The 15700-nt window shown below is 39.8% G+C and carries 12 protein-coding genes and 1 other annotated feature; of the genes, 2 read left to right on the forward strand and 10 right to left on the reverse strand.

Annotated elements, in window-relative coordinates:
• Positions 1-51 precede the first annotated feature (51 nt).
• The 3 genes from KFO35_RS00510 to KFO35_RS00520 form a co-directional block, all read right to left on the reverse strand.
• Positions 52-1062 (reverse strand): alpha/beta hydrolase, encoded by a 1011-nt coding sequence (locus KFO35_RS00510; protein WP_002345957.1) that lies wholly within the window; start codon positions 1060-1062, stop codon positions 52-54.
• A gap of 77 nt (positions 1063-1139) precedes the next feature.
• On the reverse strand, positions 1140-2276 hold the full coding sequence (locus KFO35_RS00515) for a 5-methyltetrahydropteroyltriglutamate--homocysteine S-methyltransferase (protein ID WP_002292037.1): 1137 nt from the start codon (positions 2274-2276) through the stop codon (positions 1140-1142).
• A 92-nt stretch (positions 2277-2368) separates the two neighbouring features.
• Positions 2369-2600: a binding site (T-box leader), on the reverse strand.
• A gap of 123 nt (positions 2601-2723) precedes the next feature.
• Positions 2724-3485: a MerR family transcriptional regulator gene (locus KFO35_RS00520; RefSeq protein WP_002314859.1), complete on the reverse strand. Its 762-nt coding sequence runs from the start codon at positions 3483-3485 to the stop codon at positions 2724-2726.
• Positions 3486-3583: 98 nt separating this feature from the next.
• Here KFO35_RS00520 and KFO35_RS00525 point away from each other — a divergent pair, with 98 nt between their 5' ends.
• Together KFO35_RS00525 and KFO35_RS00530 are read left to right on the forward strand one after the other, a co-directional pair.
• Positions 3584-5305, forward strand: coding sequence for an ABC transporter ATP-binding protein (locus KFO35_RS00525; protein ID WP_086285961.1), 1722 nt, complete (start codon positions 3584-3586; stop codon positions 5303-5305).
• Positions 5306-5318: 13 nt separating this feature from the next.
• On the forward strand, positions 5319-7103 hold the full coding sequence (locus KFO35_RS00530) for an ABC transporter ATP-binding protein (RefSeq protein ID WP_002314857.1): 1785 nt from the start codon (positions 5319-5321) through the stop codon (positions 7101-7103).
• Between the two features lie 569 nt (positions 7104-7672).
• Here KFO35_RS00530 and KFO35_RS00535 read toward each other — a convergent pair.
• The 7 genes from KFO35_RS00535 to ligA form a co-directional block, all read right to left on the reverse strand.
• Positions 7673-7801, reverse strand: coding sequence for a 30S ribosomal protein S9 (locus KFO35_RS00535; protein WP_002295229.1), 129 nt, complete (start codon positions 7799-7801; stop codon positions 7673-7675).
• 2 nt (positions 7802-7803) lie between these two features.
• Positions 7804-9177 (reverse strand): 23S rRNA (uracil(1939)-C(5))-methyltransferase RlmD, encoded by a 1374-nt coding sequence (gene rlmD, locus KFO35_RS00540; RefSeq protein ID WP_156271802.1) that lies wholly within the window; start codon positions 9175-9177, stop codon positions 7804-7806.
• A gap of 110 nt (positions 9178-9287) precedes the next feature.
• Positions 9288-10343: a diacylglycerol kinase gene (locus KFO35_RS00545; RefSeq protein ID WP_002292050.1), complete on the reverse strand. Its 1056-nt coding sequence runs from the start codon at positions 10341-10343 to the stop codon at positions 9288-9290.
• 9 nt (positions 10344-10352) lie between these two features.
• Positions 10353-11783: an Asp-tRNA(Asn)/Glu-tRNA(Gln) amidotransferase subunit GatB gene (gene gatB / locus KFO35_RS00550; RefSeq protein ID WP_002297526.1), complete on the reverse strand. Its 1431-nt coding sequence runs from the start codon at positions 11781-11783 to the stop codon at positions 10353-10355.
• The gene (gene gatA / locus KFO35_RS00555) at positions 11780-13252 is read right to left on the reverse strand and encodes an Asp-tRNA(Asn)/Glu-tRNA(Gln) amidotransferase subunit GatA (protein WP_002297528.1); all 1473 of its coding nucleotides are present in this window, start codon (positions 13250-13252) and stop codon (positions 11780-11782) included. Before gatA ends, gatB begins: the two co-directional genes overlap by 4 nt.
• A complete protein-coding gene (gene gatC, locus KFO35_RS00560) occupies positions 13252-13557 on the reverse strand; it encodes an Asp-tRNA(Asn)/Glu-tRNA(Gln) amidotransferase subunit GatC (RefSeq protein ID WP_002288477.1) in 306 nt (101 codons plus the stop codon). The genes gatA and gatC overlap by 1 nt, the downstream gene beginning before the upstream one ends.
• A gap of 105 nt (positions 13558-13662) precedes the next feature.
• Positions 13663-15699 carry an NAD-dependent DNA ligase LigA gene (gene ligA, locus KFO35_RS00565; protein ID WP_002306506.1) on the reverse strand — a complete coding sequence of 679 codons (2037 nt, stop codon included), beginning with the start codon at positions 15697-15699 and terminating at the stop codon, positions 13663-13665.
• Position 15700: the final 1 nt, after the last annotated feature.

The following is a 15700-nucleotide window of genomic DNA, read 5'->3' on the forward strand; positions in this document are numbered from 1 at the left end:
AAGCCGCTTCGTTTCTTCATACTCAAAACTAAACGGCTTTTTCACAACCTCTTACTTATACTTATTCACAAAATCCAATGTCTGCTGGTAACAATTTTGCGATTCTTTTAGCGTGTAATCAAATTGGTATTCATGGGTAATCTCTTTTTTTGTATCTGTATAAAACAAGGATTGCACGGGTACCTTTAATTCTGTCAACCGATTTTCTAATGCTTGACCTTGCTCTTGGAAGGAGTAAGCATTTCCGTCAGTTATATACGTTGGCGGAAATTCCTTAGAAACATGGTCAGCCACACTAGCTTCTTTCAGTTGCTCGCTCGTTTTCCAATCTTTTGTTCCAATCAACGACCATGCAACGGTTTTGACGAAGAACTTCATAAATCGATCATCCGAATGTTGCTGTGCTGTTAGCTTTAAATCAACGGGTCCACAATAAGAAATGGTTCCTTTCAAACTATCTTTTGGAAGTACCTGTTTGATTTTCATCTGTTTGGCATACGCTTCATTTGTTTGTAGAGCTGCATATTGCAAAGCGATTTGTGCACCTGCACTATCGCCGCCAAAAAATAGTTGTTCCATGTCTAGCAGTTTGTCGTCGCCTTCAGCTAATAAATCTTTGACCAGCTCATTCACTTGAAGAACTTGATTAGGGTATTCTGAATCAGGCGCTAATTCATAATTCATCGCAACCACTGCGATGTTGGCATCTGATACTAATTTTGTCGCAAATTCCTTGACACCTGATTTATCTCCGCCGACGAACCCTCCACCATGTACCCAAAACAGAACAGGAACAGGTCCCTTGCTGTTTTTTGGATAGTAGATATCATACGTATTCTCTTTATAGTTGGACTCGTACGTCAAATCTGTTTTTTTCGCCACGTTTTTTTCTGCTTGATTGAACGTTTTCTGATCGGTGATTTGAACAGTATTTGAAAACATATGGTTGATCAAGAATGCTCCGGGTCTGGGGGAAAGCTGGAAGGCAAGAAAGATTGCAAACGCGATCCCAAGAATGATTCCGAAGAACCATCCGATAAATTTAAGAATTTTCTTTTTCATAAGTCTCCCTCAGAAATTAGTATTAAGCATTCTGATTATACCATAGTGTTCTTTCCTAGCAAGCTCTCCTGCATGATTTAATTGTTCCCCCAAACTTCTTCTGCAATGCTTTTGACAAAAGCAATCTTTTCCCATTGTTCTTCTTCAGACAAAATATTTCCTTCTTCTGTTGAAGCAAATCCGCATTGAGGACTTAAGCACAAACGATCCAAAGGCAGATATCGTGTCGCTTCGTAGATCCGGTCAATCACTTGCTGGCGCTCTTCCAGTTCACCACTTTTCGTTGTGATCAAGCCTAATACAACTAATTTATCTTCGGAAACTTTCGCTAAAGGTGCAAAACTCCCAGCACGTTCACTATCGTATTCTAAATAATAGGCACGGACATTTTCTTGAGTAAATAATGGATCTGCTACGTCGTCATAGCCCCCCGATGCTGCCCAAGTAGAATGATAATTCCCGCGACAGACATGTGTATTGAGTGTTAAATCATCCGGCTGGTCAGCTAAGACTGCATTGTTGATCGTTAAATAAAGATTTGCTAGTTCCCGACGAACTTCTTTTTCATCTTTTCCCTCATCCATCGCAAACCCTTTAGGAAGTGGTGCAACTAATACTCCCCATGTACAATCATCTAGCTGGATCGTCCGCGCACCTGCTTCATATAAGTCGTCGATCACTTGACGATAAGCTGCGATGATATCTTTGATCAATGTTTGATTGTCTTCATAGACTTTTCGAACATGGGGTAATATATCCGGACGAAGTAGTTCCACTAAAATTTGAGCTGGAGCAGGAATTGTCTGTTTCACTTCGATGCCTTGACTTGTATGTGCCTGAGTGAATTTAAAATGTTCGACGAAAGGGTGGTTCGTACCAGAAATTTTCCCCGTCACAATCACTGTACCAGGACGTGTCTCTTCTCCATGAAAGAAATAGCCATGTTCAGGCACATAAAATTCCACGCCATTCAACCCATAAAAGAAGTCCAAGTGCCACCAGCTGCGACGGAACTCTCCATCAGTAACAGCTTTCAAACCAGCTCCTTCTTGTTTTTTTATCAATTCGATGATCGTTTCATCTTCAACTTTTCGAAGTTCCTCTTGTGTGATTTCCCCATCGGTAAAACGAGTCCTTGCCTCTTTCAGCTTTTCAGGACGTAAAAAGCTCCCGACGATGTCATAGCGAAATGGTGATGTTGTTCGAATTGTCATAAAAAATCTCCTCCAATAATCATGTTTTAACAAAGCGTATGAAGCTTTTCAAAAAAAGAAAAAAGTACCCGCCTCTTTTGCCGTTGAACGACAAAAGGGACGAATACTTCGTGTTACCACCCTTATTTGCATTATTTTCACAAATAATGCCTCATCGGTACAGATTGTATACCCGGCGAGTTATCGGTCGCTTTACCGTTTAGATTGCGTGAACAATCCAAAAAACTCAGAGCTCATCTTCACTGACCAAACAATCCTTGCTCTCACCTACCAAGGTCTCTGTACTTATTTCCGATCAGCTACTCTTCTCTTCAACGCTTCATTATTTGCTAATTAATATCCCACTTTCGTTTCATTTTGTCAATCTTTTTTTAATAAAAAAATCGAGCAGTTTCTCTCTTATTTCATTTTCATCCATTCAATCCACTTATCCTAAATATTTCTTTCCTATTTTTTCATTTCCATCCATGCATGATAATATTCAATTCTGATATTGTTTTCGTCCGTATTTGTCAATAGATATTGTCCGATCACTTCTCCTGTTTCCCACCCTTTTTCATGCATTGTTTCTCTGACTTCTAAGATATTATTACGTTCCGCATGGTTCATCTCAGATTTCAATAAAAACCGGCGATAAATAGTCGTATCTTTTTTCTTCCAAATCACATCTTGGGAAAATAAATGTATCTCACTAGGGTCGATAAAAAAGCCGTACATCGTTTGCGAACTGGAAGCTGGCATACTCATCATTCCAAAACTCGAATAGTTCGGTAGAAATTGTTTTATTTCCACAATATCCTCAAATTCCGTTGAGATCATACAGTCAAAAGGGATCTCTTCTATAGGAAATTCTTCCTCGTTTGTATCGATCATCAATTTCAACTGTTTTTTTCGCGCCCTTATCTCTTTCTGTTTTTGTTTCATTATCAATAGTTCTTTATGGATTCTTTTTTCTGTTTCATCAAGTGTCTCATATAACTCCGTCAGCGTTTTACCATATAAATTCTTCATCTGCTTGATCGGTATATCTAATTTTCTATAAAAAACAATATCATAAAGCATAAAAATATCGTCGATATCAAACAAGCGGTAATCATTCTCTTCCTGTCTGCTTGACCGGATCAGACCCTGTTCATCCCAATAGCGAATCGTTGATTTTGGCAAATCGAACAGTTCTGATACTTGGCCGATCGTGTACATTTTTTTCATTTTTTCTCACCTCTTTTCTAGTTTATTCTTTTTTCTATTGACCTTCAAGCTACTTGAAGGTATAGAATCGAAAAGTATCAGGAAAAAGGAGGAATAATATGACTATCTTAAAAAAATTCTTACAGCAAAACAAAGGACTCGCTCTCCTTACCTTTGTGATGATCTGTTTACAAATCGCCGGTACATTAGGTGTACCAAAATTAGTAGCCAAACTGATCGACACAGGTATAGCAAGTGGCGAAGCCTCTGTTATCAAGAAAATCGGCGTTGAAATGCTACTTGTAGCATTTCTAGGAACGATCGCTGCAGTTGCCTCTAGTTACTTTTCAGCGTTGGCATCCGCTCGGTTTGGATTCCAGACACGGGAGAAATATTTCCGTAAATTCCAACAACTGTCAATGAAGGATATCAGCCGTTTCAGTTCTGGATCTCTTTTGACAAGAATGACGAATGATGTCGATAATGTCCAGCAAATGATTGTTTTATTTTGCCAAATGATTTTACCAGCACCAGTTATTTGCTTTTTCACCATCCTCATGATGTTTCGTTATTCTCTATTGCTTACATGGGTTACATTACTCTCTGTTGTTTTTTACGTATGGATCGTTTACCGACTGATGAAACGAGGAACGCCTTTATCTTTGAGTATCCAACCAAAAATGGATCGGATCACCATCACATTGAGAGAATTCTTTACGGGGATCAATATGATCCGTGCCTTTGATAATCAATCATATGAAGAAAAGCGAACGAATCAGACCTTTGCAGATTATGCTAGTCAAATGATCAAAGTGAACCGAATCTTTGCTTGGGTCACTCCAATTGCTTTTTTACTCATGGGAATCGTTTATGCTTCTATTTTGTGGTTTGGCGGAAATCTTGTGGCAGACGGGACGTTACAGATCGGGGTCGTGACCGCGGTAGTGGAATACTCTATGCTGACACTTGCTTATTTGATGATTGCAGCCATGGTACTGGTCATTATCCCTAAATCATTCGCCTCTTTACGACGAATAGAAGAAATACTCGAAGCAGAGATCGAAATTAAAGAAGAGACGATCCAAACAGTTGCTAAACCATCCTTTGCTCAGACAAATGCAGCAGCTTTTGAACATGTCACATTCAAATATACTGAAACTTCTGATCCAGTTCTAGAAGATATTGATTTTACAATACCTAAAGGAAAAACAACGGCGATCGTTGGCGGGACCGGATCTGGAAAAAGCAGTTTAGCAAAACTTCTCTTGAGACTAAGTGATCCTACTGTAGGAAAAGTGACCCTTGGTGGTATCCCTCTTACTCAAATGACACAGGAACAGATCCGCTCACACATCAGTTATGTCCCTCAAAAAGCTTTCTTATTCAGCGGTACGATCTTAAGCAACTTGCAGATGGGAAATGAACATGCCTTACCAGAAGAATTGGCTAAAGCGATCAAGATCGCCCAATTAGAAGAACTAGTGGACACTCTTCCGGATGGATTAGATAGCTTTGTTGCTCAAGGTGGTTCTAATTATTCTGGCGGACAGAAACAGCGGATATGCATTGCTCGAGCATTGATCAAACCAGCAGAAATCTATGTATTCGATGATAGTTTTTCCGCTTTAGATTATAAAACAGACGCAGCATTAAGGGCAGCACTCCATAAACACATGTCGGAGAAAACTCTCGTGATTGTTGCTCAACGTCTCAGTACGATCCAACAAGCAGATAACATCATTGTTTTAGATGAAGGAAAAATCGTAGGACAAGGTACTCATGAAGAACTATTGTCTAATTGTCAAACATATCAGGAATTTGCCAAATCACAAGGAATATAGAAAGAAGGGTTCGATGGAAAAGAAAAAAACGTTAAACACACGCGCTTTGATACGTTTTTGGAAAATGATCAAACCTGAACATAAATATTTTTACGGATTGTTTCTATGCAGTTTATTGGGCAACCTATTAGTTGTAGCCATGCCCCTGATCATGGGAATCGGGATTGATGATTTGTTGTCGCAAATAAGAAAAACAGGTATTGGACAGCTTACTTTCAGTGATATCAAACAGGCATTGCTGTTCCCTGTCTTATTGCTGATCGGCTGTTCAGTCCTAAGCAGTGTTGCTTCATTTATCCAAGAACGTACAATGGCAGCATTAAGCGAAAAGATCACATTGAGAGTGCGAAAAGAAATCACAAAAAAATTCAAAACGTTACCGATGTCGTTTTTTGATAATCATCAAGTCGGCGACATCATCAGTCGAACGACTACCGGACTCAATCAGCTTTCTCAAGTGTTATTGACAGGTATCAATCAATTTTTCACTTCTGTCGTAACAATAGCTGCTGCTGGTCTAATGCTGTTTTATATCGAAAGCAAGCTTACTTTGCTCGTCTTATTGCTGATCGTCGGAAGTTCAATTGTTACAACTAAAATTGCGAATAAAAACAAACAGATTTCTGAACAAAACCAATATGAACTAGGTGTCTTGAATAATCGGATGGAAGAAATATTAGCTGGTAATCTAGTGGTCAAAACATTCAATCAGCAAGCTCATGCAGAAGCTTCTATACATGAAGTAAACAAAAAACAATACAATGCTTTTAAACGTGCTCAATTTATGAACTTTGCCATCTATCCGGCAATCCGTTTCATCAATCAACTCGCCTTCATCATAAGTGCGGTATTCGGTGCTATACTCGTTCTTTCTGGCGGTGTAACGATTGGCTTCTTACAAGCTTACCTTCAGTACATCAATCAGATCTCTGAACCAATTTCCACTGCTTCTTATGTGATCAACTCGATCCAATCCGCAATGGCTGCAATCGAAAGGATCTTTGAGATATTAGATGAAACAGATGAAATTCCGGACTTACCAGAAGCAAAACTTTTGGAAGAACCGAAAGGAAAAATAGCTTTCAAAAATGTACAATTTGGTTACACATCGGATAAAATATTGATGAATCAAGTTGATTTTTCAGTAAAACCAAAACAAACTGTGGCGATCGTTGGACCAACTGGTGCAGGAAAAACGACTTTAGTTAATCTGCTGATGCGTTTTTATGAACTGAATAAAGGAAAGATCGAATTTGACGGCCGCGATATTACTAAGCTTTCGCGTGGAGAACTACGCCGTTCTTTTGGGATGGTCTTACAAAATACCTGGCTGTTTGAAGGAACAGTGGCCGATAATATTGCCTATGGGAAAATGGATGCCACGAGAGAACAAATTATCGAAGCGGCTGAAATCGCGCAATGTGATCACTTTATTCGAACACTGCCAGAGGGATATGATACAATCATCTCTAGCGAAAATGGTACGTTATCTCAAGGGCAGCAACAATTATTAACAATTGCACGGGTCATTCTGGCAAATCCCCCTGTCGTTATTTTAGATGAAGCAACTTCTAGTGTAGATACACGAACAGAAGCATTGATCCAGCAAGCAATGGAGGCTGTGACAAAAGACAGGACAAGTTTTGTCATCGCGCACCGTTTGTCAACGATTGAAAATGCAGATATGATCCTTGTAATGAAAAACGGCGATATCGTCGAAAAAGGAACGCATTCTGAATTACTCCAAGCACCAACGCTTTATGCTAGCCTTTATAATAGTCAATTTCAGGTAGCATAGCCAAAAGAGCGTGGGACAAAAGTAAAGAACACTTTTGTCCCACGCTCTAAACACGTATAAACGGCGGAAGCAGAAGCAACTCCTTCGGAAATAAGCTGAAATTAACAAAAATTTGAAAAAGCAATTTTCGTGAATTCCTTCTTATTTCTTGGAGTTAAACGCTTCTGTCCCAGCCTCTTTGTCTCATTACTGGTTGAACACAAAAAATGTTAAAATATCTGAATGCAATCAGCTAAATATTTTGGAATGGCCTCGTATGTAGCTTTCCAGTCAGCAGGAGCAATTCTGATGGCTTTCATGAGTTTTTCTAAGCTTTTCTAAATGCAGCTAAATTTCTTGTTTCTTTTGTCATCATGACTTTTTTAACCCCTCATTTTCAACGACTTTTTCACGAACAGCCGATTGAATTACCAAAAATGTGGAGTATAGCGGCATTTATTCACTCTTTTTTTATCTTTTTTAGGTTATATCATTTTCAAGAATATAAAACAAAGTGTATGAGGATTTAAATAGCGAAAGGATGGGGAACGATCATCAAGATCATCGTTCCCCATCCATTTTTAACCATATTACTTATTAAAGATCTTAGGGCCTTTTCTCATGTTTTTACGATCATTCTTAGGTGTTTCCATTTGTTTGGATCGGCCTCCACCTTGTTTCTTTTTGATCAATTCTTTCATTTTTTCTTTTTGGTCCATTTTTATTCTCCTTTAACGAATGAAGCGACTAATTCGATATGATGGGTTTGCGGGAAAAGATCTACAGGCTGAACTTTCTTCACGGCATAACCTGCTTCTGCAAATAACTTAGCATCTCTTGCAAAAGTTGCCGGATTACACGAGATATAGACGATTCGTTCTGGTGACATTTCGATTGCTGATTCAATAAAATGATGATCTAATCCTTTTCGTGGAGGGTCAACTACGATCACAGATGGTTTAATCCCTTTTTCTTGCCATTTTTTCATGACTTTCTCTGCTTTTCCGACTTCATAATGAACATTTTCGATTTTATTATTTAAAGCATTGAACTGTGCATCTTCAATTGCTTCTGGAATAACTTCCATCCCATACACCTTATCCACTCTGTCTGCTAAAGACAAGCCAATCGTACCTATTCCTGAATAAGCGTCGATCACAATGTCTTTTTTATCTAACTCAGCAAACTCGATGGCTGTTTGGTACAGATACTCTGCTTGTTGAGTATTTACTTGATAAAATGACTTTGCTGAGATTCGATAGGTTTTTCCTAATAGCTGATCTTCGATATAGTCTCTGCCATATAAAACTTTTTCTTTGTCTCCTAAAATCACATTTGTTTTTTCTTCATTGATATTTTGGATGACCGAAACCACTTCTGGCAATTCTTCATGAATGGCTTCAGCAATTTCCTTGGATTTAAAGAATTTTTCTTTACGAGTAACTAAAATGACCATCATTTCATGGGAATAATGACCACGACGGATAATGATGTGACGAAGCTGTCCTTCATTTTTTTCTTCATTATATCCTCGTACTTGGAACCGTTGCAAGATATCTCTGACTACTTTGATTGCTTGATCGATGACAGGATCTTGGATATAAAAATCTTCGATAGGGACTAGATCATGGCTATTCTTTTTGTAAAAACCGGTGGCTAACTGTCCATCGATACGGCGAACAGGGATCTGTGCTTTATTACGGTAGCCGAATGGTTCTGCCATTCCGACAGTTGGAAGTACAGGAACTTCTGGCATCTTAGCAATCTTCGCCATTACATGCTCTACTTGTTTTTGTTTGAAGACAAGCTGTTGTTCATACTTCAAATGAGCTAAAGGTGCGATACCTGTGCGAAGTAATGCATTGTTTTCTACAGGCTGGCGATCAGGAGATTGTGTAATAAATGTTTCGACTTTCCCATACCCAAACTTATTGCCTGCTTTCACTACTAGTATTTCTACTTCTTCTCCAGGGAGTGCATTTTCGATAAACAATGGATAACCATCGATTTTTGCTACCCCCATTCCTTCATAACTCAAGTCGACGATTTCGACTGTATATCGTTCGTTTTTCTTTACTATTTGCTGTTCTGTCATATTTTGCTCCTTTAAGCCTATTTTTCAATCCTACTGAACTCTACTATAAATCAGCTAATTACACAACTAAAACCGGCACTGACCTTACTACGTTCAGCACCGGCTTTTGATTAATTCTTTTGATTAGGTGTTTCGTCTGCTATTTTTCCGTCACCGTCGATATCTTCATCCGTTAAACGTTCGACTTCTTTTACGAATTCTTTGCTGACAACCTCTAATTCTTCTTCATCTGTGCCTGTGATTGCTTCATCAGGAATCTGATCGGTATTGGCAAAGAACTCAATGTGTTGATGAAGATTTTGGAAATGCATCGGTGCTTCCCCGCCATATTCACCATCTAAGTTGATCATTACTGGTCGATTGATATCATCTTCTGTTTCGACGAACAAACTGCTTGTTTTGGTATAGATTACTCTTGGATCATCGACATGTCGACCGCCATTCAGCATGAGTGCCGCAATATGCAAGATCTCAAAGATATTTGCTGTCTTCACAATGATCAAAGAAAACTTGCCATCATCCAATTTGGCATCTGGCGCGATCTGTTCGAATCCTCCAACAGAGTTCGTCAGCCCTAGGAAAAACATCGAAGCATTTCCGATATATTCCCCTTCATCATACTTCAAGCGCATTTTGATTGGCTTTACTCGAGGTAGCATCTCTGCTCCTTTCGCAAGGTAGGCAAGATAACCAAAAATACTCTTTAGTTCTGATGGAACTTCATAAGTCAATTCTGTCAAATAGCCGCCTGCAGCGATATTGATGAAGTAACTGCTATCAGAAAGACCGATGTCCATTTTTACTGTTTGGTGTTTTTTTATTACTTCTGCTGCTGCTTTAATATTATCTCTAGGAATTTTTAATGCTCGAGCATAGTCGTTCGTCGTACCGGCTGGGATAATGGCCATTTTAGGACGGTGTTCAAGCGGAGCGATCCCATTGACCACTTCGTTGATCGTTCCGTCGCCCCCAGCTGCCACTACTAGATCAAAACCTAGTTCTGCAACTCTGCGTGCTTCATTCTTGGCTGAATCAGGTTCTGGTGTAGTGGCATAGGCGCTGGCTTCAAATCCTGCTTCTTCTAATGCCTGCAGGATATCCGCCAAATTTTTTTTTAATAATTCTTTTCCCGAGGTAGGGTTATAAATTACGCGTGCTTTTTTCATTTTCAGCCTCTAGCGTTTCGCTAATTCATCTTTAAGCAGCTTGTTCACGACACCAGGATTTGCTTGCCCTTTAGTTGCTTTCATGATTTGACCGACTAGGAAGCCAACCGCACGATCTTTTCCATTTTTGAAATCATCGACAGATTGTTGATTGTTATCCAAGATTTCATTAATGATTGGAAGAAGTTTGCTAGGATCAGATAATTGTACCCAACCATTTTTCTCAACAACTTCTTGCGCTTCTCCGCCATTTGTGATCAATTCACGGAAGACTTTTTTGGCGATTTTTGAGCTGATCGTTCCATCGGCGATCAAACGAATCATTCCTGCTAAGTTCTCAGGTGTCAATTTTGTCTCAGCTAATTCCAGTTTCTCACTGTTCAAGTAAGCAGAAACTTCACCCATCAACCAGTTAGATGCTTGCTTGGCATCTGCACCATTTTCCAAAACAGCTTCAAAGAAATCAGACATTTCTTTTGTAAGTGTCAATACCATTGCGTCATACTCTGGAAGACCAAATTCACGGATATAGCGTTCGCGACGAGAAGCTGGCATCTCAGGTAAACTAGCTTTTACTTTTTGAATCCATTCGTCATCGATCACGAATTTCGGAATATCAGGCTCTGGGAAATAACGATAATCACTAGAACCCTCTTTCACACGCATCAAAACTGTTTTATTCGTTGTTTCGTCAAAACGGCGTGTTTCTTGTTGGATTTCTCCTCCTGAAAGAAGAACTTTTGCTTGACGTTTTTCTTCAAAAGCTAAACCTTTTTTCACGAAAGATAAAGAGTTCAAGTTTTTCAATTCTGCTTTCGTACCGAATTCTTCTTGTCCATAAGGGCGGAGAGAAATATTCGCATCACAACGCATAGAACCTTCTTCCATTTTCACATCGCTGACTTCTGTAAATTGGATGATTGAACGTAATGCTTCTAGATAAGCGTATGCTTCTTCTGGTGAACGCATATCAGCTTCAGAAACGATTTCGATCAAAGGCGTGCCTTGTCGGTTCAAATCAACGTAAGAATAGCCGCCGATACCATGCATGTTTTTCCCAGCATCTTCTTCTAAATGGACCCGTTCGATCCGGATTTTTTTCTTCTTGCCTTCTACTTCGATTTCGATCCATCCGTCATGACCGATTGGTTGATCAAATTGGGAAATTTGATATGCTTTCGGATTATCTGGGTAAAAGTAATTTTTCCGGTCAAAATGAGTATCTTTAGAGATTTCGCAGTTTAATGCCAAAGCTGCTTTCATCCCGAATTCCAGCGCAGCTTTGTTCATTACTGGCAGCACGCCTGGATAACCCCAGTCGATCACGTTTGTATTGCTGTTTGGTTCTGCACCAAAATGAGCTGGCGCTGGAGAGAAAATTTTTGAGTTGGTTTTCAACTCGACGTGGACTTCTAGTCCAATGACTGTTTCAAAATTCATTCGTCTTTCCCTCCTAAAATAGCTGGTTGTTGTGTGTGGAATTCTGTTGCTTGTTCAAACGCATATGCCGCTTGATACATCGTTTTTTCATCAAAATAATTACCGATGATCTGCAATCCAACTGGTAATCCTTCTGACAATCCTGCCGGTACAGACATACCTGGAAGTCCAGCCAAGTTGACAGGGATCGTTAAGATGTCACTCATGTACATCGTGATTGGATCGTTGATGTTCTCACCGATTCCGAATGCCACTGTTGGTGAAGATGGTCCGATGATCAAGTCATAATCTGCAAAGACTTTTTCAAAATCTCGTTTGATCAATGTACGGACTTGTCCTGCTTTTTTGAAGTAAGCGTCATAATAACCCGCACTTAATGAGAATGTACCTAACATGATACGGCGTTTTACTTCTTCACCGAATCCTTCTGAACGTGAGTTGACATATACATCATCCAATGATTTCACGTTTTCAGAGCGATAACCATAGCGGATACCATCGAAACGTTGCAAGTTGGAACTTGCTTCTGATGAGGCAATGATATAATAAACAGCCACACCGTATTTTGAATGAGGTAAGCTGACTTCTTCCACAACAGCACCTAATGAACGGAATGTTTCTGCTGCTTTCAATACAGCTTCTTTTACGCCAGGGGCCACACCTTCGCCTAAGTATTCTTTAGGTAAAGCAATCTTCATTCCTTTGATGTCACCGGTCAGTCCCTCTGCAAAGTCAGGAACTGAAACGCCTGAAGAAGTACCGTCTTTTTCGTCATAACCACTGATAGCTGTTAATGCTAATGCGTTATCTTTCACCGTACGGGTCATTGGTCCGATTTGGTCAAGAGATGAAGCAAAGGCAATCAAACCAAAACGTGAGACACGGCCATAAGTAGGTTTCATTCCTACAATGCCGTTGAAAGCTGCTGGCTGGCGGATACTTCCCCCCGTATCACTACCTAAAGAAACTGGGATTTGTCCAGCTGCTACTGCTGCTGCAGAACCACCGGAAGAGCCCCCAGGTACTTTTGTTTGGTCCCAAGCATTTTTTGTTTTCTTGAAATAAGAAGTTTCTGTACTTCCGCCCATAGCAAATTCATCCATGTTTAGTTTACCAACAGGGATCATATCTGCTTGATAGATTTTATCCATGACCGTTGCATCATAAATTGGTTCAAAATTGTAAAGAATCTTAGATGCAGCGGTTGTCAAGATATCTTTTGTTACGATATTATCCTTGATCCCAATCGGAATTCCAGCAAGGATGTTGCTTTCATCAATCCCTTTTTCATCTAAAGCTTTTGCCTGTTCCAATGCTTTTTCTTCATTCAATGTGATGAATGCTTCGATCTCAGGCTCTGTTTCTTTGATTCGTTCAAATGTTGCTTTTGTCAAATCTTGTACAGTGATTTCTTTTGATACAAGCATATGATGTAGTTCCTCTAGAGAACGATTGTGTAATTTTGTCATTATGCGCCAGCCTCCCCATTATCGATGATTGCGGGTACTTTGATAAAGCCGTCTTCTGTTTCCGGCACATTTTTCAATAATTCATCACGGTTCCATCCAGCTTGCGCCCGATCTTGTCGCATCACGTTTACTGTTTCGACAACATTCGACGTAAATGGAACACCTTCCGTATCTACTTCTTCCAGCATTTCCACCATATCGATGATTTTACCTAATTGGTCGGTAAAACTTGCAAGTTCTTCATCTGCGAACGCAAGTTTTGCTAATTTGGCAACGTGTTTCACTTGTTCTTCACTAATCGCCATACTACCCCTTCTTTCTAAACGAGTTAAAAACTTTGCTCTCTATTTTAACATAAGAGTGCTCTGTCTGAAATTATTTATTGAAATTTGTCTGAAAAAACTCAATATTTATTCTTTTGCTGAGTGGCTTTTAGCCAATGCTTCTGCCATTTGATCTTCTGTCCAAACTTCGATTCCTAATTCTTGTGCTTTGGTTAGCTTGCTGCCAGCATCTTCTCCTGCTACCACGATATCCGTTTTTTTCGATACGCTACCAGTCACTTTCCCGCCAAGATTTTCGATCGTCTCTTTTGCTTCTTCACGAGTCAATCGTGTTAGTTTACCAGTAAGGACTACTGTTTTTTCTTTAAAAGGCGACTCGACTTCTTGCAATTGGGTACTTCGAAGCCCTTTGTATTCGAAATTGACGCCTGCTTGTTTTAATTCATTCATCAATTCATGGACTTCTTCGTTACTAAAATAAGTGACTACACTGTCGGCAATGATATCACCGATCGTATCAAGCGCAATAATCGACTCATAGTCGCTTCTACTCAATGTCTCTAGATCACCAAAATGTTCTGCTAAAATTTTTGCTGCTTTCGCTCCGACATGTCGGATTCCTAATCCGAAAATCAACCGCTCGACCGAATTATCTTTGCTGTTGTCAATTGCTGTCAAAATATTATTTGCTGATTTTTCTTTTATTTTGTCCAACGTCAATAACTCTTCTTCTGTCAATTTATAAAGATCAGCAACATCTGCGACTAGTTTTTTGTCATACATCTGTTCAAGCACACGTGGGCCCAACCCGTCGATATTCATCGCATTTCTTGAGACAAAGTGATTCAAGCCTTCTTTCATTTGAGCAGGGCATTTAGGATTGATGCACCGTAGCGCTACTTCTTCATCCAAATGGACAAGTTCACTTCCACAAACTGGGCAATGTGTAGGTAATTGGTATTCTTCGCTGTCTTTAGGTCGTTTATCCAACACGACTTGCGAAACTTCTGGAATGATATCTCCCGCTTTATAAATCAGAACTGTATCTTTCAAGCGGATATCCTTCAACTTGATATAATCCCCATTATGCAGACTGGCACGGCTTACTGTCGTTCCTGCTACTCGGACCGGCGTCATGATAGCCGTTGGCGTCACTACCCCCGTTCGTCCGACTGTCCATTCGATGTTTTCGATCAGTGTTTCAACTTCTTCTGGGGGAAACTTATAAGCTGTTGCCCATCGTGGTGCTTTGACAGTAAAGCCAAGTTGATCTTGCAGCGAGAACTCATTCACTTTGATGACGATCCCATCAATCTCATAGGGCAAATCTACACGTTTATCATGATATTCCTCAATGTATGCCCATACTTCGTCAATCGAATGACATAGACGTTTTTCCCGATTCGTGTGGAATCCTATTTTTTCTAGCTCTTCTAGTGCATCATACTGTGTTTTTGCTTCCATAGGACCGAAATCAGCTACTGTGTATAAGAAAGTATCCAGGTTTCTTTTCGCTGTGATTTTAGAATCTAACTGACGCAAGGAACCGGCTGCGGCATTCCGAGGATTCGCAAAGATATCTTTTCCCTCTGCTTCTCTGTCTTGATTCAATTGAACAAATGAACGTTTTGGCATGAAACATTCGCCTCTTACTTCGATGTTCATCGGTTCTTTTAATTTGATTGGGACTGATCGGACAGTCTTTAGGTTTTCAGTGATGTTTTCTCCTACAGTCCCATCCCCACGAGTCGCTCCTCTAACGAAATTCCCATCTTCATAACGCAAAGAGACGGAAAGACCATCTATTTTTAGTTCGCAGCAATAATCGACTACACGTCCCACTGCTTTTTGTACACGTTGATCAAAAGCTATCAGCTCTTCTTTGCTGAAAACGTCGTTCAAACTGTAAAGCGGAATATCATGAGTGACTTTTTCAAACCCTTCTAATACTTTTCCGCCTACTCGTTGAGTGGGAGAATCCGACGTGATCAAATCAGGATATTGTTCTTCGATTGCTACTAATTCTGCGTATTCTTTATCATAAACATAGTCTTCCACTGTTGGTTTATCTTCTACGTAGTATTCGCGAGACCATTGGTTCAATCTTGTACGAAGTTCTTCTGCTCGTTTAGCAGCTTCGTCAATCGTCATTTCATGTTCCATC

The sequence above is a fragment of the Enterococcus lactis genome, from assembly GCF_015751045.1.
GTDB lineage: Bacteria > Bacillota > Bacilli > Lactobacillales > Enterococcaceae > Enterococcus_B > Enterococcus_B lactis.